This window comes from Kitasatospora sp. CM 4170, from assembly GCF_032110285.1.
GTDB classification, from domain to species: Bacteria; Actinomycetota; Actinomycetes; order Streptomycetales; family Streptomycetaceae; genus Kitasatospora; species Kitasatospora aburaviensis.
The window spans coordinates 7,989,889-8,016,667 of sequence record NZ_CP134877.1 but is presented as its reverse complement, the minus strand read 5'-3'; the positions used below and the strand labels follow the sequence as shown (position 1 = coordinate 8,016,667).

Sequence of the window (26,779 nt, the reverse complement as noted above, 5' to 3'; positions counted from 1 at the left end):
GTGCCAATGCGGGCGGGTGGGGCCGCCGGCGCGGTGCCGGCGTGGGGCGGGCGGGGGTGGTGGGGGTGGTGGGGGTGGGTGCGGTCCCCGGCCCGGCGGGGCGGGCCGGGGCCGTCGGTGGCCCCCGGTGGGGGCCTACCGCCGGAGCGGCGGCAGCCGGGTGGTGACCAGGGCGGCCACCTCCGCCAGGTGGTCCCCGAGGAAGAAGTGGCCGCCGGGGAAGACCTCGACGGTGCAGTCGCCGGAGGTGTGCCGCCGCCAGTCGCGCGCCTCGTCGACCGTGGTCCGGGGGTCGTCGGCGCCGGTCAGCACGGTGATCGGGCAGCTCAGCTCCGGGCCGGGGCGGTGCCGGTAGGTCTCGATCGCCTGGTAGTCGCGGCGGACGGAGGGCAGCAGGAGCGCCATGACGTCGCGGTCGTCGAGCAGTTCGGGGGCGGTGCCGCCCAGCTCGCGCAGCTCGGCCAGCAGCGCCTGGTCCGGCTGCCGGTGGACGTTCTCCTCGCGGCGCCGGCAGGGGGCGCGGCGGCCGGAGGTGAAGAGCACGTCGGGCCGGGAACCGGCCTCGTGCTCCAGGCGCCGGGCCGCCTCGTAGGCCAGGACGGCGCCCATGCTGTGGCCGAGCAGGGCCAGCGGCCGCCCGTCCAGCAGCGGCAGCAGCGCCTCGACGACGCCGTCGGCGAGCTCGGCGATGTCGCCCAGCCCCGGCTCCGCCCGGCGGTCCTGACGCCCCGGGTACTGCACGGCGAGCGTCTCGACCCCGGGGGCGAGCCGCTCGGAGAGCGGGAACCAGTACCCGGCCGCCCCGCCGGCGTGCGGGAGGCAGACCAGCCGGGCCTGCGCGCCGTCCGCCGGGTGGAAGCGCCGGAGCCAGCGGGACTCCGCCACGACCGCCGCGGTCATCGCACGGCCCCGGCGGCCGTCGACGCGGCAGCGCCGCGGTCCTGAGCCGCCCCGGCCGCCACCTCGGCGGGCAGGTGCCAGCGGTCCTCCGGTCCGCCCAGCCGCTCCAGCAGCGCCCGGTAGGCGCCCAGCATGGCGTCCAGCAGCCCCGCCGGGAACAGCTCGTCCACGGCGTCCCAGGCGAGCTGCACCGAGTCGTCGGTGCGGTACACCTGGTGGTCCAGCCAGACCTGGGGCGTCTGGGAGAGCATCCAGGTGAGCTCGCCGAGCTCGGCCCGGAACGCGGGGGCGACGAACTCCGAGCCGAGGTTGCAGGCGAACACCACCGGGGCCCCGACCCGCCGGCCGCCGTGGGCGCGCCGCAGGTCCCGCAGGACGTTCAGCGTCGAGTACTGGGCGTGCGAGGCGTTCCGCTGGACGGAGCGCTGGAGTCCGCGCACCCGCTCGGCGAAGGGCGCGGGCCGGCTCAGGTCCACCGGCAGCAGCACCAGGTTGGTGAAGTCCGCGATCATGCCGGCCACCGCCGGGTCGAGCGGCTGCCGGTCGAAGAGCGGCACGTTGAGCAGGAAGGCGGGCTCCTCGCTCCAGGCGCCGAGGACCTCCGCGTAGGCGGCGGCGAGCACCATCGCGGTGGTGAGGCCGTGCTCGCGGGCCCGGGCGGTGATGCGCTGCCACTCCTGCGCCCCGAGCACGAAGCTGCGGCGGGAGAAGCGCGTCCGGCCGAGCTCCTCGGGCCGCTTGGCCAGCGGCAACCGCGGTCCGCCGGTGGGCAGTTCCGGCAGCAGCTCCTTCCAGTACCGCTGGGCCGCGGCGAGCGGGCCGGCGGGATCGGCGGGGCTGCCCGCCGAGGCCCGGTAGTCCGCCAGGTACTGCGCGAAGCCGTAGTCGCCCACCGGGGCGAGCCGCTCCGGGGCGGCGTAGGCCGTGGCGAGGTCGGCGAGCAGCACCTCGATGCTGGCGACGTCCGCGACCAGGAGGTCGATGTTGAGGTGGATCCTGGTCCGGCCGCCGGGCAGCAGCGAGAGCTGGACGTCGAACACCTCGCCGGCGGCGACGTCGAGCCGGCGGTGCGACAGCCCGGCCCGCACCGCCGCGAGACCCTGCTCCACCGCATCGCCCGCCGGGTCGGCCGCCGGATCGGCCGCCGCGGCGCCGCCCGGCTCACCGGCCGCCGTGAGGTCGTGGACGGTGAGGCCCGGCCACGGGCTGCGGTCGAGGATCTGCTGGCGCCCGTCGTCGAGGAACGTCGCCCGCAGCATGCCGTGCCGCTCGGAGACCTGACGGACCGCCGCCTCCAGCCGGCCCGGCTCGACGGCGTGGCCGTCGAACTCCAGGTAGGCGTGGCACCCGACGCCGCCGAGGGCCATGTCGTCGCCGCGGCCGATCCAGTACGCCCGCTGGACCGGGGTGAGCTCGAAGGGCGCGCCGGTCTCGACCGGCGGCCGGACCGCCGCGGTGGCCCCGGGGGTCGCGGCCACCGCGGCGGGGACGGTGAGGAGCCGGTGCCACTGCTCCACGGTCGGCGTCTCGGCCAGCTTCTGGAAGCTGACGTCCGCGCCGCTGCGGCGCCAGCCGCCCGCCAGGCGCATCATCCGGATGGAGTCCATGCCGTGGCGGATCAGGTTGTCGGCGTCGCCGATCGTGCCGGGGTCGGCCTGGAGCAGCCCGGCCACGGCCTGCCGGACGTCCTCCAGCGACAGCTCCGCGGCGGGGGTGCGGGGGGTTCCTGCGCCCATCGCGCTCACGCCCGGCCGGGGTAGCTGGTGGACGGCCCGTTCAGGCCGGTGAGGATGCGCTGCAGGTTCTCGACCAGTGCGCGCTCGGCGATCGGGTCGATGATCGCGGCGAGGCTGGCCATGCCCAGGTCGAACTCGGCGTCGAAGCGGACGACCGCACCGCCGTCCCGCTCCTCCACCCGCCAGGTGCCGTCGAAGGACTCGAAGTCCCCGGTGGTCTGGGCGAAGGTGATGGTCCGGGCGGCCGGGTCGATCACCTCGTTCTCGCTCCAGCGCAGGATGCCGTTGCGGAAGTTGACGGCCCACTCGGAGTCGATCACGCCGTCCGCGCGCTCGGTGACGCGGACCTCGCGGACGGCGTCGGTGAACTCGGGGTAGCGCTCGAAGTCGGCGAGCCGGGCGAAGACGGTGTCGGCGTCGGCGTCGGAGACCAGGGCCTCCAGGGTGACCTGTCGCGTCACAGCGTTCCTTCCAGGGTGGTGGCCGCGTCGTCGAAGGCGGCGAACAGCCAGTCGACGTCGCTCTGGGTGAGTACGGCGGGCGGGGTGAAGCGGATCACCCGGTGGGCGTTGAGGCTGTGGTTGACCAGGACGCCACGGTCCTGGAGTTCGAGGACGAAGGAGCCCGCGGTGTGCTCGTCCCGGAACTCGGCGCCGATCAGCAGCCCGGCGCCGCGGACCTCGGTGACCAGCCCGGGGCAGCGCTCGGCGGCGATCCGGGCCAGGCCGTCCAGCAGGGTGCGGCCGAGCGCGTCGGCGCGCTCGACCATGCCCTCGGTGCGGATCGTCCCGACGGCCGCGCGGGCGGCGGCCATCGCGATCGGCGAGGCCGCGAAGGTGGAGGTGTGCAGGAACGGGTCGCGGTTGAACGGCTCGTAGGCGGCGTCGGTGGCCACCATGGCCGCGACCGGCACCACCCCGCCGCTCAGGCCCTTGCCGACCAGCAGCACGTCGGGGGCGACCTGCTCGCGGTCGGCTCCCCACCAGGTGCCCAGCCGGCCCAGGCCGGTCTGGATCTCGTCCAGGACCAGCAGCGCCCCGCGCTCGGTGCAGAGCCGCCGGACCTCGGTGAGGTAGCCGGCCGGCGGGACGACCACGCCGCCCTCGCCCTGGACGGGTTCGAGGACGACGCAGGTGTCCGCGTCGACGGCGTCGGCGAGCGCGGACGCGTCGCCGTAGGGCACGTGCGCGACGTCCGGCAGCAGCGGCCGGAAGGGCTCCTGGTAGAGCTCCTTGGCGGTGAGCGAGAGCGCCCCCATGGTCTTGCCGTGGAAGCCGCCCCGGGCCGAGACCAGCCGCCGTTTGCCGAGCGCCCGGGCCAGCTTGACGGCCGCCTCGACCGCCTCGGCACCGGAGTTGACGAAGTGGACCCGGTCGAGCCCGGCGGGCGTGACGCCGGCGAGGGCCGCCGCCGCGAGCGCCGCGGTCGGCTCCAGCAGCAGCCTCGTCGACATCGGGTGGGTGCGGACCTGCGTCACCACGGCTTCGACGACGGCCGGGTGGGTGTGCCCCACGAGGAACACCCCGTACCCGCCGCAGTCGAGGAAGCGGCGGCCGTCGGCGCCGTACACGTAGGCGCCGTGCGAGGAGAGTTCGAGGTCCCCGCCGGTCAGCTCGGCCAGACTGGCCCGGCCCCTGCTCAGGTGGCGGCGGTAGAGCTCGGGGATGGCCGGCTCCGACCACCCGGTCTGCACGGTCATGCCGCCACCTCGCTCGGCCGGACCAGGCCCTTCTCCTGCGCGTAGTGGCGCATCGAGGCGGTGAAGGCGTCCTCCAGGCGCTCGGCGGAGAGCCGCTCGACGCCGGGGGCGTGGTGGTAGGTGCTGGCGAAGGGCTCGGCGGTGTCGAACAGCGCCGTCATCGCGAGCATGTCGTCGACCCGGCGCCGACCGCTGCGCGGCAGGGCGTCGAGGAAGACCGGCCGGATCAGCCGGTCCACCATGTCCGGCTCGACGAAGCGCGGCCGCTCCGGCTCCAGGCCGAGGCTGCGGCCGAGCTCCAGGCCCAGCTCGACGACCCGCCGTGCGGTCGGGGCGTCCGCGCCCCCGGTGACCCAGTACTCGCCGCCGGTCGTCCCGGCCCGCACCAGGGCGGCGATCACGCCGGCGACCAGGTCCTGCGGGACGAAGTCGATCCGGTTGCCGGGGTCGAGCGGCAGCATCGGGAGGACGCCCTTCAGCAGCGCGCCGGCGATCGCGTGCAGGCCCTGGAACTGGGAGATCCGGCCGGTGACCGAGTCACCGATCACCACCGAGGGGCGGATCACGTTCACGGCCGCGCCGGAGTCCAGGAGCGCCTGCTCCGCGCGGCGCTTGCTGTCCAGGTAGACCTCGGGCCGGGCCGTGCTGCTGCCGTCCCGGGCGAGGTCGCGACGGGTGACGAAGGCCGTGCTGACGTGGTGCAGCACCGCACCCGCCCGCCGGGCGAAGGCCAGGACGCCCTCGGTGCCGCGGACGTTGAGGTCCTCGGTCAGGCGCGCGTCGACGCCGAAGCCGGTGACGGCGGCGCAGTGCACGACCGCGTCGACCCGGTCGGCGAGCTCCTCGTAGGCCGCCCGCTCCAGGCCGAAGTACGGGCGGGTCAGGTCGCCGGCGACGCCGACCGCCTGCGGGGCGGCCACCGGATTGCGGTGGGTGAGGCAGACGACGGTGTGGTCGGCGAGCCGCTCCAGCACCGCCCGGCCGACGACGCCGCTCGCTCCGGTGAGCAGGACGGTCGCGCGGGGCTTCACAGTGACACTCATGACCGCTCTCTCAGCCGACGCGCAGCGGGCGGCCGGCGAAGTGCTCGCACAGCTGCTCGGACATGTGGGTGCGGGACGGCGGGTGGAACATCAGGCCCGCGCAGGCGGCCGAGAGGTAGGCCGCGTCACTCGATCCGATGTAGGCCATCCCGCCGAGCAGCTCGACGGCGCGGCGGTTGATGCGGCCGATGGCGTCCTGCACGGCGTAGCGGACGCAGAGCACCTCGGCGAGCATCTCCTCGCCCTGCTCGCCGGCGTCCTTGGCGCGGGCGACCCCCTCCAGCATCGCCATCGCGGACTCGGCCTCGATGACGAGGGCGGCGCGCTCGACGGCGTCGGCCCGGCCGGCCGCCAGCACCTGCTCGACCAGGGCGCAGGCCGCGCCCAGGTAGGAGGCGGTGACGAGCAGTTCGAACCAGATGAACCCGCTGGTCTGCAGCTGGTCGGGCCGCTGGTGGTCGGTGCTGTCGGTCATGACGACGAGGCGCTTGGGCACCTCGACGTCCTTGAGGACGACCTCGTCGCTCTCCGCGCCGGCCAGCACGAAGTTGCTCCAGAACGGCCTGATCTCCAGGCCGGGGCTGTCCGAGGGGATGACGACGACGGCCATCCGCTCGCGGCCGCCCTCGTCGGTGACCGCGACCGAGGCGGTGAGCAGGTCCATCGAACGGGACAGCGAGCAGGGCTTCTTGGCGCCCGTCACGACGAGGTTGCCGTCGCGCCACTCGCCGCGCAGGTTGGGGGCGAGGATGGACGCCCCGGTGCGGCCCTCGGCGAAGCCGGAGGCGAGCAGCAGGTTCCCGGCGGCGATGCCCTCCAGCAGCATCCACTCGAAGCCGTCGCCGAGGCTGGCCTCGGCGAGGCTGGCCACCGAGAAGTGGTGCATGGTCGAGGCGACGCCGAGCGAGGGCGAGCGCGTTCCGATCGCCCGCATGACCCGGGTCGCCTCCAGGGCGGTGGCGCCGGCGCCGCCCTGGTCGGCGGGGATCAGCAGGTTGGGTCCGCCCGACGCCTTGAAGAGGGCGAGGGCGGGGTTGCCGGGCCGTTCCAGCTCGGCGAGCGGGACGGCGGCCAGTTGGCCGTCCAGGCCCGGCATGAACTTTTCGAGCGTCTGGCGCTCGGTCTCCAGGAACCGCATGGTCGAACTCCCCCGTTGCCTGTGCGTGTGAAGGTGGATCTCGAAGGTGGATCTCGAAGGGTGGATCCGAAGGTGCTGAACGTGCTGAGGGCGGGTCCGGCCCTGCCGGTGGACGTGGCGGTGTCGCGCCCTCGGGGCGCGCGGGCCGGTGCGCACCGCCGGGCCCGCGCGCGTCGGCCCCGCGCCGACCCACCACCCCGGCGGCCGGCTACCGCCCGGTGGGCCGCGGGTCGGCCGCCCAGGCCGCGACCCGCTCGGCGATCGCCGCGGGCCGGTCGCCGGCGACGATCGAGTAGTGGTCCTCCGGCCAGACCTCGGCGTCGAGGCCGGGGCAGAGGTCGCGCCAGGCCGGCACCGGGTCGGCCCGGTCCACGGCGCCGGCCACCAGCAGGAGCGTGGGCACGTCGGACTTCTCCGGCCGGTAGGCGGAGAGGGCCGCCAGGTTCTGCGCGTGGACCCGCATCAGCAGGTCGTACTGCCGCTCGTCGGTGCCCTCCGGCAGCCAGCCGTGGTCGGCCGCCAGCCGCGCCGCGGCCCGGGTACGGGTGCCCGCCGGGGCGTCCAGGACGCCCGCCCGCACCGCGGCCGGCAGGTGTCCGCCCGCCAGGTCGGTGAGGAACTCCAGGTGGGCGTCGGCCTCGGTGCCGGTCGGCCGGACCTCGGTGAGGTCGCTGTCGATCATGAAGACCCTGGCCCGGTGCCCGCGCTCGGCCAGCTGCCGGCCGACCTCGTGGGCGAGCACGCCGCCCATCGACCAGCCGCCCAGCAGGTACGGCCCCTCGGGCGCCACCTGCTGCAGCTCCTCGCGGTAGGCCGTGGCCATCGCCACCAGATCGGTGTCCGGGGCGGTGGAGTCGCCCCCGGCCAGCGCCCGGCTCTGGAAGGCGTGGACCGGACCGGCCCAGGCGCGGGCCAGCGCCGGGTAGCTGCTCACCGAACCGCCCACCGGGTGGAACAGGAACAGCTCCGGGGCCCCGCCGTCCGGTACGGCCGACCCGCCGGCCAGCGTGACGCGGCAGCCGGCCGTGCGCTCCCGCGCCGCGATCCGCCCGGCCAGCGCCCGCACCGTCGGCGCCTCGAAGACCTGGCCGAACCGGAGCTCGACGCCCAGGTCGGTCCGGATCCGGTTGATCAGCCGCAGCGCGAGCAGCGAGTTGCCGCCGAGCGCGAAGAAGTCGCCGTCCGGCTCGACCGCCGGCAGTTCGAGCAGCTCGGCCCAGATCGCCTGCAGACGCCCGGTCAGCCCGGAACCGCCCTCACGCTCGGCGCCCTCCCGCTCGGCGCCCTCCCGCTCGGCGTCCCCCCGCTCGGCGCCGGCCGCCTCGGCCGGGCCGGCCTCGGGCACGGCGAGGCCGGCCAGCGCGCCGGCCACGTCCACCTTGCCGTTGGACGTCAGCGGCAGCCGCTCCAGCAGCTCGATCCGCGCGGGCACCAGGTAGTGCGGCAGGCGCGGGCGCAGGTGGTCGAGCAGGGTCCGCCGCGACAGCGGCGCGCCCTCGCGCGGGACCACCAGCGCCACCAGGCGCCGCTGCCCGCCCGCGGCGGCCTCGCCGCCGACCGCGCAGTCCCGCACCGCCGGGAGCTCCCGGATCGCCGCCTCGACCTCGCCGGGCTCCACCCGGAAGCCCTGGATCTTGAGCTGGCGGTCCTCCCGGCCGAGGAACTCGATGGTGCCGTCCGGCCAGTAGCAGCCGAGGTCACCGGTGGTGTACAGCCGCTCGTCCGTCCGCGGGTGCCGGACGAACCGCTCCTCGGTGCGCGCGGCGTCCTGCCAGTAGCCGCGGGCGAGGCCCGCGCCGCCGATGTGGATCCGGCCGACCGCCCACGGCGGGCGGGGCTCCATCCGGTGGTCGAGCACCGTCATGGTCTGGTTGGTCAGCGGGACGCCGTAGGGGACGCTGCGCCAGGCGGGGTCGGTCCGGTCGATCTCGTGGATGTTCGACCAGATGGCGGCCTCGGTCGCACCGCCCATCGCGATCACCCGGGCCGCGGGCCAGGTCGAGCGCAGCCGGTCCGGCAGGTCGACCGGGATCCAGTCCCCGCTCATCAGGAACGCCCGGACCGGCGGGACGCCGGCCTCCGGCCGCTGCCCGACGACCTCGGCCAGCATCTGGGCCAGGGCGGGCACCGAGTTCCACACCGTCGCGCCGTGCCGGACGGCGGCCCCGGCCCAGCCCAGCGGGTCGGGGCGGCGGCTCGCCGCCGGGAGCACCAGCGCGGCGCCCGCGGCGAGCGTGCCGAAGACGTCCCAGACGGAGAGGTCGAAGCTGAGCGAGGAGATCCCGAACACCCGGTCGTCGGCCGTGAGTCCGACCCGCCGGTTGATGTCCGCGACCGTGTTGACGGCCGCCGCGTGGTCGACCATCACGCCCTTGGGCTGCCCGGTCGAGCCGGAGGTGTGGATGACGTAGGCGAGGTCGGCCGGGTCGCCCACCCGGGCGCAGGTCCGCCCGGCGTCGGGCTCCGCCCGGTCGACGGCCAGCAGCGGACGGGTGCCGAGCGCGCCGATCCGCTCCTCGGCCGCGGACTGCACCAGGGCGACCCGCGCGGAGCAGCCGTCGAGCAGCCGGGCGATCCGCTCGTCCGGCAGGTCGGCGTCGACCGGGCAGTAGGCCGCACCGGCCCGCAGCACCCCGAGGACGGCGACGACCTGCTCCCAGCCCTTGGTCATGACGACGGGGACGACCTCGCCCCGGCCGACGCCCTGGGCGCCGAGCCGGCAGGCGACGGCGCGCGAGCGGGCCTCCAGCTCGCCGTAGCTCAGCACCCGGTCGGCGGACAGCACCGCGATGACGCCCGGGCGGCGGGCGGCCTGCCGCAGGAAGCCGTCCTCCAGCCGCTCGGCGGGCGCGGGCCCGGCGGGCGCGTTCAGCTCGGCGATCCTGGCCCGGTGGGCGGCCGGGACCGGGTCCGGCCGGGCCGCGGCCCCGGCGGGCCCGGCCAGCTCGTCCAGCATCCGCCCGTACGCCTGGAACATCAGCTCGGGCAGGCCCGGCGGGAAGGATTCGTCGACCACGTCCCACACGCAGTCGACGCCGCCGTCCGGCCCGTCGTGGAGCTGATTGTCCACCAGCACCTGGGGGGTGCGCAGATCGCTGGCCACCTCGCGGCAGGCCAGCCGGTCCCGGCCGTCCACCGGAGTCGGAGCGGTCGCGCCGCCGGCCTTCAGCATGCTGGTGAAGACGTACGGCAGGGCGGCGCGGGAGGTCCAGCCGCGGCGGGCGGCCAGTTCGCGGGTGATCCGCACCCCGGCCACGTCGGCGTTCTGGAGGTCCTGCCAGATGCGGCGCTGCAGCAGCCGGGCGCGCTCCCAGAAGTCGTCGGACCGGCGCAGGTCCACCTCCAGCGGGAGGGTCGCGCCGAACTGGCCGAGCACGCCCGCCATGTGCGGCCGGGTGGTGGCCCAGTTCTGGTGCAGCAGGTTCAGGCTGAAGTGCGGCGCCTCGGCCCAGGCGCCGAGCACCTCGGCGAACACGTGGCAGAGCGCGGTGGTCGGCAGCACCCGGTGGTGGCGGAAGGCGGCGGAGAGCCGCTGCCACTGCTCACGGGTGAGCCGGTGGGTGCGGCGGGTGAACCGCACCTCGGCGATCGCGGCCGGCTGGACGGCCAGCGGCAGCCGGGGGGCGTCCGGCAGGTCGTCGAGCCGCTGCTCCCAGTACCGCCACTGGTCCCGGTAGCCGGGCGTGTCCTCGTTCGCGAGCAGCTCCAGCCGGCAGTCGCGGTAGCTGGCTCCGGGCTCGGGCAGCTCGGCGGCGGGGTCGTGGTACAGGGCCCGCCACTCGTCCATGACCTGGCGGATGCCCCGGCCGTCGAGCAGCAGCAGGCTCATCGCCAGGTGCACCCGGACGCGGCGCGGACGCAGCCGGTTCACCGTGATCTCGAAGAGCGGCCACCCGGTGGGGGCCACGCCCTCGCGGCACATGGTCTCCCTGGTCCGGGCGAGCGCTTCCCGGCGGGCGTCCTCGTCGAGGCCGCCGAGGTCGGTCACCGCGAGGCTGACCGGCGGGGTCTCCTCCTCCGGGAGCACCCGCTGGGTGCCGCCCTCGTCGACCACGGTGCGCAGGTGGGCGTGCCGGCGCACCAGCTGCCGGAGTGCCCGCTCGGCCCGGGCCAGGTCGGCGTTGACCAGGTCGAGCTCGACGTAGTAGGCGGGTCTGAAGCCCCCGAGCTCGACCAGCCGGGAGCTGCCGACGAGGTAGGCCTCCTGCAGCGGCGTCAGGGGGAAGGGGTCGTGGGCGGTCACCGGGCGGCCTCCGGCCGGTCGGCCAGCACCGCGGCGAGTTCGGCGATCGTCGGCGCCTGGAACAGCATGTCGACGGCCTCGTCGCCCGACTGGGTGAGGCCGAGCTCGGCGCGCAGCCGGCCGATGATGCGCACGGCGTGCAGCGAGTCGCCGCCGAGGTCGAAGAAGTTGTCCGCCACGCCGAAGTCGTTCCGGCCCAGCGCCTCGCTCCAGATCTCGAACAGCCGCTGCTCCAGCGCCGACTGCGGGGATTCCCGCTCCTCGGGCGCGGTCTCGCGCCACGGCGAGGGCAGGGCGGAGCGGTCGACCTTGCCGTTGGCGCTCAGCGGCAGCTCGTCGAGGACGAGGTAGTGGTGCGGGAGCATGTAGTCCGGCAGCAGCTCGCCGAGCTCCCGGTGCAGGGCGGCGGTGTCGAGCGCCGCGCGGCCCGCGGGGGCGGCGGCGATCAGCACGTGCTGGACCAGGGCGTCCACGGCCGGGGCGCCCTCCGGGGCGGAGGCGGCCCGGGTGAAACCGGCGGCCGTCAGCTGCTCCTGCCACTCGGGCACGGACAGCAGGGTGGCCTCCCGCTGGTCCTGGTAGTTCCCGAAGCCTTCGAGGAAGGCGAAGCTGACCATGTTCAGCGGGGAGTTGACGGTTCCTTCGATCAGCACCAGCAGTCCGCCGGGGGCGAGCAGGCCGCGGACGCTGCGCAGGGTCCGGCCGAGGTCCTTGGCGTCGTGCAGGACGTTGGCGCCGATGACGAGGTCGGCGCAGCCGGGGGCGAGCCCGTGCGCGGCCGGGTCCCCGTCGATGTCGAACAGCCCGTAGTCGACGAAGGGGTAGGCGTCGGCGTAGCGCTGCCGGGCGGACGCGGTGAAGGCGGTCGAGACGTCGGTGAAGCGGTAGTGGACCCGGTCGGCGGGCAGGGCGGGCAGCACCTGGTCGCAGGTCGCGCCGGTGCCGGCGCCGACTTCGAGGATCCGGACCGTGCGCTCGGCCGGGGCCTGGTCGACGAAGGAGCGGACCGCCGCCGCGGCGACCAGGTTCTGCAGCCGGGCGGCCGGGTTGCCCGCGTACAGCGCCCGGGTGACCTTCCAGTCCCCGTCGGGCAGGAGCAGCTGGAGCGGTCGGACCTGCCCCTGGAGCATCGCGACCTGCTGGTCGATGCAGGCGGTGAAGTAGTCCAGCAGGACGCGGTCGGTGCCGGTGGCGGTGAGGGCGCCGAGAGCGGCCTTGATCTCGGTGTCCAGGGCGTCCGCGTCGAGGGGCTGCTCGGTGCGGTACTCGCCGGGCGTCCCGGTGGCGGTGAGCACCCGTTCGGCGGCGAGGACGGCCAGCCACTGGTGGATCAGCCCGCGGTAGAGCGGGCGTACGCCGCCGGCGGCGACGATCGTGTCGGCCGTGGCGCTCCCGCCCGCGGTGGTGAGGGCGCCGAGCCGGGCCAGGTTGCGCGCCATCACGGTGGGGGCCAGTGCCTCCAGCCGGTGCCAGAGGTCGCGGAAGTCGGCGATGGCGGGGGCGAGTTCGGCGGCGGCGCGCTGTACCTCGGCCCGGCCGGCCGCCAGCACCCGGGCGTGGACGGCGTCGGTGTCCTGGGCCGGCACCGCCTCGGCGGCGTCCTCGGGCAGCAGGTGGGCGACGAGCTGGCGGCGGTCGGTGGCGGGGTTGGTGTCGACGGTGATGATGGCCTCGCCGACCCCGGGCCGGCGGCGCAGCACCGCGGCGATCTCGTCGAGCTCGATCCGGTAGCCGTTGAGCTTGACCTGGGTGTCGTCGCGGCCGAGGAACTCGATGTCGCCGCCGGGCAGGTAGCGGCCGAGGTCGCCGGTGCGGTAGAGGCGTTCGCCGGTCACGGGGTGGTCGACGAAGCGCGCGGCCGTCCGGGCCTCGTCGGCCCAGTAGCCCTTGGCGACGCCGATGCCGCCGATGTGGATCTCGCCGGTCGTCCAGACCGGGCAGGGGTCGAGCCGGTGGTCGAGCACGTGCATCGTCTGGTTGGCGAGCGGCTTGCCGTAGGGGATGCGGCTCCAGTGCGGGGGCACCTCGCCGATCGGGAAGGAGATGGACCAAATGGACGCCTCGGTGGCGCCGCCGAGGCTGATCACCCGGGCGCCGGGGTGGGCGGCGCGGATCGCGTCCGGCAGCGGGACGGGTATCCAGTCGCCGCTGAGCATGACCACCCGGACGGTGGAGGCGGCGCCGGAGGGGGCGCCGGCCGGGTTGTCCAGCCAGAGGCGCATCAGCGCGGGGACGGAGTTCCAGACGGTGACGCCGTGTTCGGCGACGAGCGCGCTCCAGTGCTCCGGGTCGTGGGCACGGCCGGGGGCGGGCATCACCACGGCGGCGCCGGCGGCGAGGGTGCCGAAGACGTCGTACACCGAGAGGTCGAAGCTGAGCGAGGAGAGCGCGAGGACGCGGTCCGCCGGGCCGATGCCGAAGCGCAGGTTGATGTCCTGGACGGTGTTGGCCGCCCCGCGGTGGTCGATCACCACGCCCTTGGGCTGCCCGGTGGAACCGGAGGTGAAGATGACGTACGCCAGGTCCTCCGGGGCGGGCGCGGTGGCGAGGGGTTCGGCGCTCGCCCCGCGCACCTCGGCGTCGTCAGGCGTGACCACGGTGAGGCCGGCGGGCCACTCCGCCGCGTCGCGCAGGCGCGGGGTGGTGACGACGATCCGCACGCCGCCCTGCTCCAGGACCTGGGCCCGGCGGGCGGCCGGCCAGGCCGGGTCGACCGGCAGGTAGGCGGCGCCGGAGAGGGTGACGCCGAGGACGGCGGGCACCTGGGCGCGGCCCTTGTCGACGACGACGCCGACGAGGGTGCCGGGGGTGGCGCCGAGGTCGGTGAGGCGGCGGGCGAGGCGCCGGGCGTCGGCCACCACCTCGCGGTAGCTGAGGCGGCCGTCCTCGGCGATGACGGCGACGGCGTCCGGGCGTTCGGCGGCCCGGGTCTCGACGAGCCGGCAGAGGGTGGTGGCGGGCAGGTCGGCCGCGGTGTTGTTGGCGCTCTCACGCTCCGCGCGCTGCCAGGCGGGAAGTGCGGTGAGCCGGGCCCGGGTGTCCCAGGCCGCCGCCCCGGCCGCCAGCCGCTCCAGGGCGTCGGCGGTGACGGCGGCGAGGTCCGCGATCAGGCCCTCGGGCAGCAGCCCGTCCGGGGCGGTCCAGGTGAGGGCGAGTCCGCCCTCCTCCTCGACGGCGCAGTAGCCGGGACAACATCGGGCGGGGTCCTGCTCGGTGGGCGCGTCGCCGGCCGGCTCCTGGGCGAGCTGCTGCTGCAGCCGCTCGGCGCGGGCGGCGAAGGAGTCCTCGGGGAGCGCGTCGAAGGCGAGCGTCCGGGCCGCGCCCCGGCCGGGCAGGGCGAGGTCGAGGCTGAAGTCGGGCCGCTTGGACCACTGGCGCAGCACGTCCGCGCCGACCGTGAGCAGGACGGCCGCCGGGGTGAGGCCGCGGAGCTCTGCCTCGGTGCGGACGGCCGTCCAGGCCGCCGCACCGAGACGCTGCCGCTGGACGGTGGAGCCGTCGGCCGGCTGCTGCCCCGCGGGGGTCGCGGTGGGCAGCTCCGGCGCCGACGGGCCGGCCGGGAAACGCAGTTCGATTCCCTCGGCGGGCATTTCTCTGAGCACGTCCAGCAGCATTTCGATATCTCCCCGTCGCGACATCTTCGAAGTATTCACATTCGATTCCCGGGCGGTGACTCCAGGCCCGGGGCATTCGCCTCCGGGACCTTACAAGAGTGCCCGGTCGACGTCAAACTACTTGGCGCTTCGCACAGTTGCCGGACCGTCGCCGACGGATTCCTCCGGAGGATTCGCGGATTCCCGGCGCAGGAGGGGTGCAGCGGTCTGCGGAAATGCGCCGGCGGGCTCGTCGGCGTACTCCCGCAGGCCGATCCGGTCGTGCAGTCGGCGCAGTGGCGGCGGCGCCCACCAGTTCGCCCGCCCGGCCAGCCGCATGAAGGCGGGCACCAGCAGGCCGCGGACCAGCGTCGCGTCCACCACGACCGCCAAGGCCAGGCCCACACCGAGGAGTTTGAGCAGGGTGAGCCCGGAGGAGGCGAAGGTGACGAAGACCGTTCCGATCAGCACCGCGCCCGCGGTCATCACCCGCCCGGTCTTCTCCAGGCCGAGCGCGACGGCCTGCGTGTTGTCCCCGCCGCGGAGGAATTCCTCGCGGATCCGGGAAAGCAGGAACACCTCGTAGTCCATGGACAGGCCGAACGCGATGCAGAACATCAGGACCGGCATTGTCGCATCGATCATCCCGGTCGTGATGAATTCCCCGACCAGCCATTTCAGATGGCCGTCCTGGAAGACGTAGACCATGGATCCGAAGGTGGCGGTGAGGCTCAGCAGGTTCAGGACGATCGCCTTCACCGGGATGAGCAGGCTGCCGGTGAAGAGGAAGAGCAGGGCGAAGGTCATCACCGCGATCAGACCCAGCGCCAACGGCAGTTTCCCGCCGGTGGCGTGCGTGGTGTCGACGAGTTGCGCGGCCTGACCGCCGACCTGCACCGGGCCGGGCGCCCCGCCGGCGGACCGGACCGCCGCCACCAGGGCACGCCCCTCGGGCGAGTACGGCTCCACCGTGGAGACGACGGACAGCCGGCTGCCCGCCGCGGCGGTGAAGCGCTCGGCGGCCGGTGCCGGCGGCGCGACCGCACCACCCGCCGCATAGGACCCGGTGAGGGTGTCCACCCGCTGCACGCCCGGCACCGCCGAAAGCCGTTCCGCGTACCCGGGGAGCAGCCGCTGCGCGTCGGCCCCGGTCAGCCCCTTCACGACGACCGGGATCGGGTTGGTCTCCCCCGGCTCGTAGTTGTCCCGCAGGTACTGCGCCGCCTGGCGGGCCGGCGAGGAGGCCGGCAGGACCCGGTCGTCCGCGAGGCTGAACGACGCGGACAGGAACGGGCTGCCCAGCAGCAGGAGCAGACCGACGATCACGGTCACGATCGGGACGGGGCGCCGCATCACGCCCAGCGCCAGCCGCTGCCAGAATCCGCTCGGCGCGCGGCGCCGGAACCTGCCGAACACGTCCAGGCCGTTCACCCGGTGGCCGAGCACCGCCAGCAGCGCGGGCAGCGCGACCACCGAGGTCAGCGCCGCGACCAGCACGACGGCGATGCCGCCGTAGGCGATCGAGCGGAAGAAGTACATCGGGAAGACCAGCAGCGCCGCGAGCGAGAGAGCCACCGTGACGCCGGAGAAGAGCACGGTGAGCCCCGCCGTCCGGACGGTGGTGCGCACCGCCGCGGCCACCTCGGCGCCGGCCGCGAGCTCGTCGCGGAACCTGCTGATCACGAAGAGGCTGTAGTCGATGGCGAGTCCGAGCCCGAGCGCCGTGGTGACGTTGAGCGCGAAGACCGACACCGGGGTGACCTCGGTGAGCAGTTGCAGCACGGCGGTGGTGGAGAGCACGGAGATCCCGCCGACCGCGAGCGGCACGAGTGCGGCGGCGAGGCTGCCGAAGATCACCACCAGCAGGACGAGCGTGATCGGTGCGACGATCAGTTCGGCCCGCAGCAGGTCATCGGCGGACACCCGCTCGACCTCGACGTACGTCTGCGCGATCCCGGTGACCCTCAGGTCGATCCGGTCGTCGCCGAGTTGAGGGACGATCCGTTTGGCCGTGGCCTGGTAGACGCCCTCGTTCCCGCCGAGCCGGACCAGCACCAGCCCGCTGTTGCCGTCCTTGGCCCGCAGCGAGGCGGGCCGGCCGGCACTCCAGTAGGAGTCGGCGGAGACCACGCCCTCGAACCCGCGGATGTGCTCGACCAGGCCGTTCGCGGCGGAGACGACCTCCGGGTCCTCCAGCGCCCTGCCGCCGCGCCCGGAGACGATCAGCACCAGGTTGGGCGCGCCGGTGCCGAAGTCCCCGGCCAGCGCCTCGTCGACCTGCATCGACTCGGACGCCGGGTCCTGGAACCCGCCGTTGGCCAGGTGCTGCTGGACGCCCGCGCCGTAGAAGCCCGCCAGGGCGGCGACGAACACGGTCAGGGCGAGGATCAGACCTCTTCTGGCAACCGCCAGTCGGGCGATGACGTTCACGAAGCTCCTTCACGAGGACGCCGCACCGCGAGGGCGGTGCGGCTCTGCTCAGGCCCGGACCGGGACATGCGCCCAGGCGACCGAAGAGTCCTCAAGGGCCCTGCTGCACGGCGGACATGCCGTCGCATCAGGTGGAGCGGGCGCAGCGGGGCACCCGAAGTCGAACACGTTGTCCAACTTAACTACTAGGCGGCATAGGGTCAAGGGTCGAATCCATGGCATGCACCTGTACGGGCTGCGCCGCGACCGCCGGGCCGGACTCTCCGGGGAGAGACCTTAACTCAAACAGAGTTGTTCAACTTATCCCTCGTGCGGTATCCCTATCTCGTACACGCTGTACGAGATATCGAGACGAGGAGGGCCTCATGGCGCACGCCACCCACCCGGCCGCCGACGCCGGTCGCCACGGACACGGGCACGGGCACGGGCACGGCCACAAGGACGGCCACGGTCACGGGCAGGAACACAAGGACGGCCGTGGCCACGGTCACGGGCACGGCCACGACCAGGAGCACGGCCACGACCACCCGCCCGCGCACCCGAAGCGCTGGCTGCTGCTCACCCTGCTCTGCCTCTCGCAGTTCATGCTGATCGTGGACGTGACCGTGATCAACGTGGCACTGCCCAGCATCGGCGCCGACCTCGAACTCAGCCGCGCCACCCTCACCTGGGCGGTCACCGCCTACACCCTCTGCTTCGGCGGCCTGATGCTGCTCGGCGGCCGCCTGGCCGACGCCTTCGGCGCCCGGCGCCTCCTGCTCACCGGCCTGGTCGTGTTCACCCTCGCCTCGCTGGCGACCGGTCTGGCCGAGAGCGCCGGCGTCCTGATCGGCGGCCGGCTCGCGCAGGGCGTCGGCGCGGCACTGCTCTCCCCCGCCGCGCTCGCCACCATCACCCGCACCTTCCACGGACCCGAGCGGAACAAGGCCCTGGGCATCTGGGCGATGCTCGGCGGCATCGGCTTCGCGGTCGGCGCCATGCTCGGCGGCGTGCTCACCGCCGGACCGGGCTGGAGCTGGGTCTTCTTCATCAACGTCCCGGTCGGCGCCGCCCTGCTCGCCGCGCTCCCCCGGCTGCTCCCCGCGACCCCCGCCCCCGGCGACCGCCGGATCGACCTGCCCGGCGCGGTGCTGGTCACCACGGCCACCGGTTCACTCATCTACGGCCTGATCAAGGCGGGCGACGCGGGCTGGGCCTCGGCCGCCACCCTGCTGCCGCTGGCCGCCGCCGTCCTGCTCTACACCGCGTTCGCACTGGTCGAGCGCCGGACCGCCTCGCCCCTGATGGACCTGCGCATCCTCGCCAAGCGCCCGGTCGCCGCCGGCTCCTTCCTGATGCTCGTCGCCACCGGCCTGCTGCTCGGCTTCGTCTTCCTCGGCTCGCTCTACCTCCAGGACGTGCGCGGGCTGTCCGCCCTGTCCACCGGCGCGCTGCTGCTGCCCGTCGCCGTCGCCACGGCGGTCGGCGCGCACCTCGCCGCGCACCTGATCGCCCACGCCGGCACCCGCCTGGTCGCCGCGGCCGGGCTGCTCGTCTCGGGGACCGGCAGCGTCGTGCTCGCCGTCTCCGACAGCACCGCGGGAACCGTCGCCGGCCTGGCCGTCGGGGCCGTCGGCATCATCCCGGTCTTCGTCTCCGCCACCACCACGGCGCTCGGTTTCATCTCCCACGACGAGGCCGGGATCGCCTCCGGCGTCGTCAACACCTTCCACGAGGTCGGCGGGACCGTCGGCGTGGCCACGGTGTCCACCGTCGCCGCCGCCGGGATCGCCGCGCACACCTCGGCCGGATTCCCGGGCGCCTACACCGCGCTGGCCGTCGCGGCGGCGGTGGCCGCGGTGGTCGCGCTGGTCGTCATCCCCAAGGGCAAGCCCGAGATGCCCGCCGGCGTTCACGTCCACTGAGGGGAACCGCGATCGGTCTTTAGACTCCGTCCCATGGAATCCGAACACCGCAGCGGCGCCGCGAACGCCCGACGGGGAACGCCCACCCACCCCCGTCGGGCCGACGCCGAGCGCAACATCGCCGCCATCCTCGCCGCCGCCACCAGCTGCTTCGCCAAGAACCCCAACGCCAGCATGACCGAGATCGCCGCTGCGGCGGGCGTCGGCCGGGTCACCCTGTACGGCCACTTCTCCTCGCGCGAGGCGCTGCTGAGCGAGCTGATGGAGCGTGCCCTGTCCGAGGTCGCCACCGTCCTGGAGGCCACCGGCCTCGACGAGGGCCCGGCCGACGAGACGCTCCGCACCTTCATCCGGTCCTCCTGGCAGCTGCTGGACCGCAACCTGCGCATGCTGCACGCCGCCCGTCGGGCCCTGCCCGCCGAAGCGGTCCACGATCACCACGTCGGCATCCTCTCCGCGATGGACCGCCTCATCACCCGGGGCCGACAGGAAGGAGCGTTCCGCGATGACCTCCCGGCCCACTGGCTGGTCAGCACCGTCTACGCCCTGGTCCAGGCCGCCGGCGACCAGGTCGAGGCCGGCCGGTTCACCTCCGAGGAGGCCCTCGACGCCCTGGACGCCACCCTCGCCTCCGCCCTGCGGCGCCCCTGAGCACCGGGCCGCCGGCCCGTCCACGGGGGTGCCCGGCGCGTGACGAGCACCTACCGCTTCCTGTTCACCCCCCGCTGGCTGGGCGGCACCGCCCTGGCCCTGGCCGCCGCCACCGTCTGCCTCTGGCTCGGCAGCTGGCAACTCGGCCGCTTCCACGAGAAGGCGGCCGCCACCCGGCACGAGAGCACCCGTCCGGCCACCGAAGCCGTCCCGCTCGAAAGCCTCCTGACGGATGGTCGGGTCACGGTGCGCACCGACACGGCCGGGCGCACGGTGAGCGCCACCGGCCGCTGGGACGGCGCGCACCAGCTGCTGGTGCCAAACCGCACCGTGGACGGCAACCAGGGCTACTACGTCCTCACCCCGCTCCGCACCGACACCGGCCGCGCCGTGGCCGTGGTCCGCGGCTGGACGGCCGGCTCGCCCACCTCCGCCGCCCCGCCACCCGCCGCGCCGGCCGGCCCGGTGACGGTGACCGGGCGCCTGCACCCTCCCGAGAACAGCGGCAAGCACGGCGCGGTGGCCGGGGGCCTGCCCGAGGGCCAGCTGGGCACCATCAGCCCGGCGGCGCTGGTCAACCTGCTCCCGTACGCCCTCTACGACGGCTGGGTCGCCGCCGACGCCGCACCCGCCGGCCTCACCCCGGTGGCCGGACTGCCCGCGGAGACCGGCACCGGGCTGACCCTCAAGTCGTTCCAGAACCTCGGCTACACCGGCGAGTGGTTCGTCTTCGCGGGGTTCGTCCTCTTCATGTGGTTCCGCCTCGCCCGCCGCGAGTCCGAGGCCACCGCCGACCGCGACCTCGGCCTCGCCCCGCCGGACGAGGGCTCGCCGGCCCCGGCCGGTACGCACTGCTGGAGGACGTGACCGGGGTACGCGTCGACACACCGTACGGAGCGCCCGGCGACGCCCTGTTCATCGGCGAGGCGGCCGGCCGGCGGGTGGCGTCCCTGCCCCGGCACGGCCGGGGCCACGGCCTGCCACCGCACCGGATCAACTGCCGGGCCGACCTGTGGGCACTGCACTCCCCGGGCGTCCGCGGGGCCGGTGACCTGCGGGCCGGGACGCGGCGTGCGGGGATCCGGCCTGCTTGTGCGCCTCCTGTGGCGCTCCTGTGGCGCTCTTCCGGCCTTCCCCCCAGCCCCTTGTTGCCGCCCGGCGCATCTGGCAGGCTCTGGCGCGACGCCACGAAGGGTGCCGCCGGGGCGCCCGTGACCGAGGAGTCGAGAGGCGGTTGGGCGACAGCCGCACGCGTGGTGCACGACCGGCACCCTGCAAGGCTCCCCCGGACCCCGGCCCAAACTCTCACGCCCCCGCCACGGCGGCGGGGCCGCGGCCCGATCCCGGGGCCCCCACCCCCGGGGCCCGGCGGGCCCGGCGGATCTTACGGAATCCGAACGGGACAGGGGTGCACCACCACCGGGCCCCGCGGCCTCCTATCCTCAGCGGGTGACCGACACCTCCCGCATCCTGGTGGTCGACGACGACCCGACCGTGGCCGAAGTCGTCGCCGGCTACCTCACCCGCTCCGGACACCTCGTCGACCGGGCCGCCGACGGGCCGCAGGGCCTCGCCCTCGCCCGGAGCACCCGCCCCGACCTGCTGGTACTCGACCTCATGCTGCCCGGTATGGACGGGCTGGAGGTGCTGCGCCGGCTGCGCGCCACCGAGGACGGCGCCGGGCTGCCGGTGGTGATGCTCACCGCCAAGGGCGACGAGGCGGACCGGATCCTCGGCCTGGAGCTGGGCGCCGACGACTACGTCACCAAGCCGTTCAGCCCGCGCGAACTGGTGCTGCGGGTCCAGTCGGTGCTGCGCCGCTCCCGCGCCGGGGCCGCCGCCGCGCCGGTCGTCGGCCCGGCGGGCGGCCCGGACGCCGGTCCGCTCGTCTCCGGGGACATCGCGCTCGACGCCCGGGCACGCCGCGCCCACCGCGGCGAGCGCGAGCTCTCGCTCACCATGCGGGAGTTCGACCTGCTGGCGTTCCTGCTGCAGCACCCCGGCGCGGTGTTCTCCCGGCAGGACCTGATGCAGCAGGTCTGGGGCTGGGACTTCGGCGACCTCTCCACCGTCACGGTCCACGTCCGCCGGCTGCGGGAGAAGATCGAGGACGACCCGGCCGCCCCCAGGCTGATCAGCACCGTCTGGGGCGTCGGCTACCGCTACGACCCGGCCGACCCGCAGGACGGCCGGGCATGAACGACCTGCTGCTGATCGCGACGTTCGCCGCCCTCGGCGCGGGCGGGGCGGGCCTGCTCGGCTGGCCCGCCGTCCGGCTGCTGCGCCGCCGGTCGGTCGCGCTCTCGCTGTTCTGCGTCGCGGCGGTGACCGTGCTCGCGGTGACCTCAGGGACGTTCGCGGTGGCGGAGGCGATGTTCCTCTCCACCCACGACCTCGGTGTGGTGATCACCGTCCTGGGCATGGCCGCCGTGGTGTCGCTGGCCACCGCCGCTCTGCTCGGCCGCCAGGTGGTGGCCGGCAGCCGGGCGCTGGCAGCCGCCGCCCGCACCGTGGGCACCGACGCCGGATTCACCGCCCCCGCCCACCCCCTCGGCGCCGAACTGGCCGCCCTCAGTGCGGAGTTGGCCGCCACCAGCGCCAGGCTCGCCGAGTCCCGGGCCCGCGAGCAGGCACTCGACCGCTCCCGGCGCGAGCTGATCGCCTGGATCTCGCACGACCTGCGCACCCCACTGGCCGGGCTGCGCGCCATGGCGGAGGCGCTGGAGGACGGCGTCGCCGACGAGCCGGAGCGGTACCTGACGCGGATCCGCACCGAGGTCGAGCGGCTCACCGGGATGGTGGACGACCTGTTCGAGCTGTCCCGGATCCAGGCCGGCGCCCTCTCCCTCTCGCTCAGCCGCGTGTCCGTCTACGACCTGGTCGACGACGCCCTCGCCGGGGCCCACCCGCTGGCCCGCCGGCGCGGTGTCCGGCTGGAGGGCCACCAGGTGGCGTCCGAGCCGGTCGAGGTGGACAGCCGCGAGATCACGAGGGTGCTCGGCAACCTGCTGGTCAACGCGATCCGCGCGACCCCCGAGGACGGTGTGGTCGCGGTGGCCGCCCGGCGGGAGGCGGACGAGGTGGTGCTGTCCGTCACCGACGGCTGCGGCGGCATCCCCGAGCCGGACCTGGCCCGGGTCTTCGAGACCGGCTGGCGCGGCGCCACCGCCCGCACACCGCGGCACGACCCGGGCACGGCCGGGGAGGGCGGGGACAGCGGCGCCGGGCTCGGGCTGGCCATCGTGCGCGGCATCGTCGAGGCGCACGCCGGCCGGGCACGCGTGCACAACGTCGCCGGGGGCTGCTGCTTCGAGATCGCCCTCCCGGCACCCCGGAGCTGAACCGGGCCCGGGGCTGAACCGGCCCCGGAGCTGAACGGGCTCGGGCTCCGGGCCGGGGGCGGGGCCGCCCCGGAGCCGAGCCGACCCCGCCCCCGGCGCCACCCGGCACCCCCGGCGGCCGGCGCTCAGTCGCGCAGCGGCGCGGCGGCGAACTCGGCCGTCCCGGCCAGGAACGGCATCTGCGGCCGCCAGCCGAGCTCGGCCCGCAACCGGGACGAGTCGGCCGTGAGGTGCCGGACGTCCCCCAGCCGGTACTCCCCCGTCACCAGCGGCTCCGGGCCACCGGCCGCGGCCGCGAGGGCCGCCGCCATCGTGCCCACCGTGTGCGCCTCGCCGCTGCCGGCGTTGTACGCCCGCACGCTGCCCGGCGGCCGGTCGCCGACCGCCGCCAGGGCGGCCAGGTTGGCCGCGGCGACGTCCCCGACATGGACGAAGTCCCGTCGCTGGCCGCCGTCCTCCAGGACGCGCGGGGCCTCGCCGCGGGCCAGCGCGGACCGGAACACCGAGGCCACCCCCGCGTGGGGGGTGTCGCGCGGCATGCCCGGGCCGTAGACGGTGGCGTACCGGAGCACCAGCACCGCGCCCCCACAGGCACGCGCCCAGGCGGCGGCCAGGTGCTCCTGGGCCAGCTTGGTGGCCGCGGACACGTTGCGCGGGTCGCCGGGGGCCTCCTCGGTCACGAGTCCCGGGACCAGCTCGGCACCGCAGCGGGGGCAGGTCGGGTCGAACCGGCCCGCGTCCAGGTCCTCCGGACGGCGCGGGCCCGGTGCGACCTCCCCGTGCTCCGGACAGCGGTAGCGGCCCTCGCCGTACACCGCCACCGACCCGGCGAGCACCATGCGCCGGACGCCGGCGCGGGCCATCGCGGCGAGCAGCACCGCGGTGCCCAGGTCGTTGCAGCCGGCGTAGGCGGGCGCGTCGGCCGGGTCCACCCCCGGCCCGACCATCGCCGCCTGGTGGCAGACCGCGTCCACCCCGTCCAGCGACCGCTCCACGGCCGCGGCGTCCCGGACGTCCCCGTGCAGGAAGGGCACCCCGTCCGGCAGGTCCGGCGCCCGCCCCGACGGGTGGACGGCGGGGAGCAGCGCGTCGAGCACCCGCACGCCGTGCCCCGCGGCAGCCAGCTGCCGTACCACGGCCGATCCGATGAACCCGGCACCGCCGGTGACCAGAATCTCCATGGGCCCTGACGCTAGGTCCTGTCCGGTCGATCTCGTCGGATCGGCGCGCGGCGTTGGGCGCCCGGCTGGGCGTGCGCCCGGATCGACCTCGTACTGGACGTACTTGGGCGATTCGGGCGTGCGTCCAGCCGGGATGCCCGGCGTCGCGCGCCCGGCGAGATCGGCCGGACAGGGCCTGGCGTCAGGGGGCGCTGCGGGCCGGGGTCCACACGGGCCGTCGGCCCTCCGTACGCCGGACGGACCGCAACGGGACCGCAATAGCCGGGCGTGTCCGTACGGCGAGCGGGGGCGAGGCGGCCTGCGGTGGCCTGCCCCGCCCCTGCGGCGCACCGGGATCAGGCGCCGATGAACTCGATCAGGTCGCGGGTGAACGCGGCCTCGTAGGCGCCGACCAGGCCGTGCGGCGCGCCGGGGTAGACCTTCAGGACGCCCTGGGAGAGCAGCTTGACGCTCTTCTCCGCCGAGGCGGCGATCGGCACGATCTGGTCGTCGTCGCCGTGCGCGACCAGGACCGGGATGTCGATCTTCTGGAGGTCCTCGGTGAAGTCGGTCGCCGAGAAGGCCTCGATGCAGTCCAGCGCCCCCTTGAGCCCGGCCTGCATGCCCTGGAGCCAGAACTCGCGGCGCTTGCCCTCGGAGATCTCCGCGCCCTCGCGGTTGAAGCCGAAGAAGGACTCGCTGAGGTCCCAGTAGAACTGCGACCGGTCGGCGGCGACCCCGGCCCGGATGCCGTCGAAGACCTCGATCGGGGTGCCCTCGGGGTTGGCGTCGGTCTTCAGCATCAGCGGCGGGACGGCGCCGAGCAGGACGGCCCTGGCCACCCGGGCGCTGCCGTGGCGGCCGAGGTAGCGGGCCACCTCGCCGCCGCCGGTGGAGTGGCCGACCAGGACCGCGTCGGTGAGGTCGAGCCGGTCCATCAGCTCGGCCAGGTCGTCCGCGTACTGGTCCATGTGGTTGCCGTCCCAGGTCTGGGTGGAACGGCCGTGTCCGCGGCGGTCGTGGGCGATGACCCGGTAACCGGCCGAGGCGACGGCGACGGCGAGGCTCTCCCAGGCGTCGGCGTTCAGCGGCCAGCCGTGGGAGAGGACCACCGGACGGCCGGTGCCCCAGTCCTTGTAGTACTTCTGCGAGCCGTCGGCGAGGGTGATGTACGGCATGGTGGGCCTTTCGAGAAGTGTCGAGCTGTGTCGAGCGGTGTCGACCCGGTGTCGACGGGTGGGGTGGGTGCACGGCCCCGGGCGGGACCGGCGTGGACGGGAGGTCGGGGAGGGGTCGCGGCGGTGGCGGACGGCCGCCGCGGGGCGGTCAGAGCGTGCGCCGCACGCCCGCCTGGCGTTCCAGATCGCGCAGCTGGACCGCGAGATCGCCCACCACCGCGTGGTGGGCCGGACCGCTGCGGCCGATCGGCAGCACCTGCTCGCCCCGCATGTCCTCCAGCATCAGCGCGAACGCCGTGTAGAGAGCGACGGCGGCGAGCAGCAGCCCGAGGCCGCCGGAGACCCGGCCGAGCCAGGCGGCGCCGGTCAGGTTGGCCAGGGCGGCCACCCCGAAGCGGGGCACCGCGGTGCAGAGCACCAGCCAGAGCGCCCGCTTCCGGCCCGCGACCGCCGCCATCATCAGGGCGAACGCGGCGAACGTGCCGTTGAGGACACCGAGCACCTCGGTGCCGCCGGGCGGCTCCAGCACCAGGACGAGCGAACTCGCCAGCCAGAGACCGGAGAAGCAGGCCATCAGGGTGGCCGCCAGGACGTCGCGGGCGCCGAGGGCGAAGACCGCGACGACCAGCTGCAGGACGAAGGCCGGCAGGATCGCCAGCCCGACCGCCCGGCGGCCGTCCTCGAAGACGCCCAGCTGGAAGCAGCCCACCATCACCGAGGCGATGCCGACCGTGTAGAAGCCGAGCGGCATCGGCGAGGCGATCGGGCGCAGGTTGATCCGGGTCATCCCGCGCAGATCCGCCTCGAAGTGCCGTCCGCCCGAACTTCCCTTCCCAGGGCTGTCGTTGGTGGTCATGGTGTCTGCTCCGTCGAGGTGGCCGGGTGGGTGGGGGCGGACGGAGACGGAAGGTCCCGGCCGCACCGCAGACGCTAGGCCTCCCGGCCGGGTGCCGGTGCTCCCGTGCTGCACACCGCCTTGCCCCGGAAGGAACTGCACGCCGTCTTCGGGCCCGCCTCCACCGGCTCCGTCCGGCCCCCGCCGGAGCTGCTGCCGACGAGGCCGCCGGACACCGGCCTGCCGGCCCGAAGGATCTAGGACAGGATCTGACCCAGTTGCCTCCTACTGTGGTTCTCGTCGACGGAACGACACCTGACGAAGGAGAAGTCCATGAGCAGCGCCGCGATCGAGACCAGCCCGGCCACCACCGCCCCGGCCACCACCACCCCGACCGCCCCGGCCCCGGCCCCCACCGGCGAGCGCGCCGACCTGCTGGCCGTGCTGGCCAAGCACCGGCACTTCCTCCGCTTCACCACCCGCGACCTGACCGATGAGCAGGCCGGGCGGCGGACCACCGCGAGCGAGCTCTGCGTGGGCGGGCTGGTCAAGCACGTCGCCGCGATGGAGCGGGTGTGGGCGGACTTCATCCTGGAGGGCCCGTCGGCGATGCCCGACTTCACGGCCATGAGCGAGGCCGACCAGGCCGAGCGGGCCGGCCAGTTCCGGATGCTGCCCGGCGAGACGCTGGAGGGCGTCCTGGCCGACTACGCCGCGGTCGCCGCCCGGACCGACGAGCTGGTCGCCGCCCTGCCCGACCTCGACGCCACGCACCCGCTGCCGGCGGCCCCGTGGTTCACGGACACGCACTGGTCCGCGCGCCGGGTGCTGCTGCACATCATCGCCGAGACCTCCCAGCACGCCGGCCACGCCGACATCATCCGGGAGGCCCTGGACGGCGCGAAGTCCATGGGCTGAGCCGAGGGCA

General features: G+C 75.0%; 18 protein-coding genes. 6 read left to right on the top strand and 12 right to left on the bottom strand.

Translation table 11 applies throughout. The annotated features are described in order from the left end of the window. Nucleotides 1-135 precede the first annotated feature (135 nt). The 9 genes from RMN57_RS33305 to RMN57_RS33265 form a co-directional block, all read right to left on the bottom strand. Nucleotides 136-900 carry an alpha/beta fold hydrolase gene (locus tag RMN57_RS33305; protein WP_313767011.1) on the bottom strand — a complete coding sequence of 255 codons (765 nt, stop codon included), beginning with the start codon at nt 898-900 and terminating at the stop codon, nt 136-138. Next, nucleotides 897-2,636, bottom strand: coding sequence for a condensation domain-containing protein (locus RMN57_RS33300; RefSeq protein ID WP_313768049.1), 1,740 nt, complete (start codon nt 2,634-2,636; stop codon nt 897-899). The genes RMN57_RS33305 and RMN57_RS33300 overlap by 4 nt, the downstream gene beginning before the upstream one ends. A gap of 5 nt (nt 2,637-2,641) precedes the next feature. Further along, nucleotides 2,642-3,097 (bottom strand): SRPBCC family protein, encoded by a 456-nt coding sequence (locus RMN57_RS33295; RefSeq protein ID WP_313767010.1) that lies wholly within the window; start codon nt 3,095-3,097, stop codon nt 2,642-2,644. After that, the gene (locus RMN57_RS33290) at nt 3,094-4,335 is read right to left on the bottom strand and encodes an aminotransferase class III-fold pyridoxal phosphate-dependent enzyme (RefSeq protein WP_313767009.1); all 1,242 of its coding nucleotides are present in this window, start codon (nt 4,333-4,335) and stop codon (nt 3,094-3,096) included. Before RMN57_RS33290 ends, RMN57_RS33295 begins: the two co-directional genes overlap by 4 nt. Beyond that, on the bottom strand, nt 4,332-5,378 hold the full coding sequence (locus RMN57_RS33285; protein ID WP_313767008.1) for an SDR family oxidoreductase: 1,047 nt from the start codon (nt 5,376-5,378) through the stop codon (nt 4,332-4,334). The genes RMN57_RS33290 and RMN57_RS33285 overlap by 4 nt, the downstream gene beginning before the upstream one ends. A 10-nt stretch (nt 5,379-5,388) precedes the next feature. Then, nucleotides 5,389-6,516, bottom strand: coding sequence for an acyl-CoA dehydrogenase family protein (locus tag RMN57_RS33280; protein WP_313767007.1), 1,128 nt, complete (start codon nt 6,514-6,516; stop codon nt 5,389-5,391). Nucleotides 6,517-6,724: 208 nt separating this feature from the next. Beyond that, the gene (locus RMN57_RS33275) at nt 6,725-10,759 is read right to left on the bottom strand and encodes an amino acid adenylation domain-containing protein (protein ID WP_313767006.1); all 4,035 of its coding nucleotides are present in this window, start codon (nt 10,757-10,759) and stop codon (nt 6,725-6,727) included. Then, nucleotides 10,756-14,397, bottom strand: a complete 3,642-nt coding sequence (locus tag RMN57_RS33270; protein ID WP_313767005.1) for an amino acid adenylation domain-containing protein — start codon at nt 14,395-14,397, stop codon at nt 10,756-10,758. Before RMN57_RS33270 ends, RMN57_RS33275 begins: the two co-directional genes overlap by 4 nt. Before the next feature lie 93 nt (nt 14,398-14,490). After that, nucleotides 14,491-16,782, bottom strand: a complete 2,292-nt coding sequence (locus RMN57_RS33265) for an MMPL family transporter (RefSeq protein ID WP_313767004.1) — start codon at nt 16,780-16,782, stop codon at nt 14,491-14,493. A gap of 365 nt (nt 16,783-17,147) precedes the next feature. Between RMN57_RS33265 and RMN57_RS33260 the strand changes: the two genes are divergently transcribed. From RMN57_RS33260 to RMN57_RS33240, 5 genes are all read left to right on the top strand, one after another. Then, nucleotides 17,148-18,686: an MFS transporter gene (locus RMN57_RS33260; protein WP_313767003.1), complete on the top strand. Its 1,539-nt coding sequence runs from the start codon at nt 17,148-17,150 to the stop codon at nt 18,684-18,686. A gap of 33 nt (nt 18,687-18,719) precedes the next feature. Continuing rightward, nucleotides 18,720-19,337, top strand: a complete 618-nt coding sequence (locus RMN57_RS33255; RefSeq protein ID WP_313767002.1) for a TetR/AcrR family transcriptional regulator — start codon at nt 18,720-18,722, stop codon at nt 19,335-19,337. 39 nt (nt 19,338-19,376) lie between these two features. Continuing rightward, entirely contained in the window at nt 19,377-20,204 is an 828-nt protein-coding gene (locus RMN57_RS33250; protein ID WP_313767001.1) for an SURF1 family protein, read from the top strand. Nucleotides 20,205-20,804: 600 nt separating this feature from the next. Further along, nucleotides 20,805-21,536 (top strand): response regulator transcription factor, encoded by a 732-nt coding sequence (locus RMN57_RS33245; protein ID WP_380236643.1) that lies wholly within the window; start codon nt 20,805-20,807, stop codon nt 21,534-21,536. Continuing rightward, nucleotides 21,533-22,678 (top strand): HAMP domain-containing sensor histidine kinase, encoded by a 1,146-nt coding sequence (locus RMN57_RS33240; RefSeq protein ID WP_313766999.1) that lies wholly within the window; start codon nt 21,533-21,535, stop codon nt 22,676-22,678. The genes RMN57_RS33245 and RMN57_RS33240 overlap by 4 nt, the downstream gene beginning before the upstream one ends. A 125-nt stretch (nt 22,679-22,803) precedes the next feature. Here the strand turns inward: RMN57_RS33240 and RMN57_RS33235 are convergent, their stop codons facing one another. The 3 genes from RMN57_RS33235 to RMN57_RS33225 form a co-directional block, all read right to left on the bottom strand. After that, the gene (locus RMN57_RS33235; RefSeq protein ID WP_313766998.1) at nt 22,804-23,859 is read right to left on the bottom strand and encodes an NAD-dependent epimerase/dehydratase family protein; all 1,056 of its coding nucleotides are present in this window, start codon (nt 23,857-23,859) and stop codon (nt 22,804-22,806) included. Between the two features lie 335 nt (nt 23,860-24,194). Continuing rightward, on the bottom strand, nt 24,195-25,016 hold the full coding sequence (locus RMN57_RS33230) for an alpha/beta hydrolase (RefSeq protein WP_313766997.1): 822 nt from the start codon (nt 25,014-25,016) through the stop codon (nt 24,195-24,197). A 148-nt stretch (nt 25,017-25,164) separates the two neighbouring features. Then, nucleotides 25,165-25,872 (bottom strand): GPR1/FUN34/YaaH family transporter, encoded by a 708-nt coding sequence (locus RMN57_RS33225; RefSeq protein ID WP_313766996.1) that lies wholly within the window; start codon nt 25,870-25,872, stop codon nt 25,165-25,167. Between the two features lie 312 nt (nt 25,873-26,184). Between RMN57_RS33225 and RMN57_RS33220 the strand changes: the two genes are divergently transcribed. Continuing rightward, on the top strand, nt 26,185-26,769 hold the full coding sequence (locus RMN57_RS33220) for a DinB family protein (protein ID WP_313766995.1): 585 nt from the start codon (nt 26,185-26,187) through the stop codon (nt 26,767-26,769). Nucleotides 26,770-26,779: the final 10 nt, after the last annotated feature.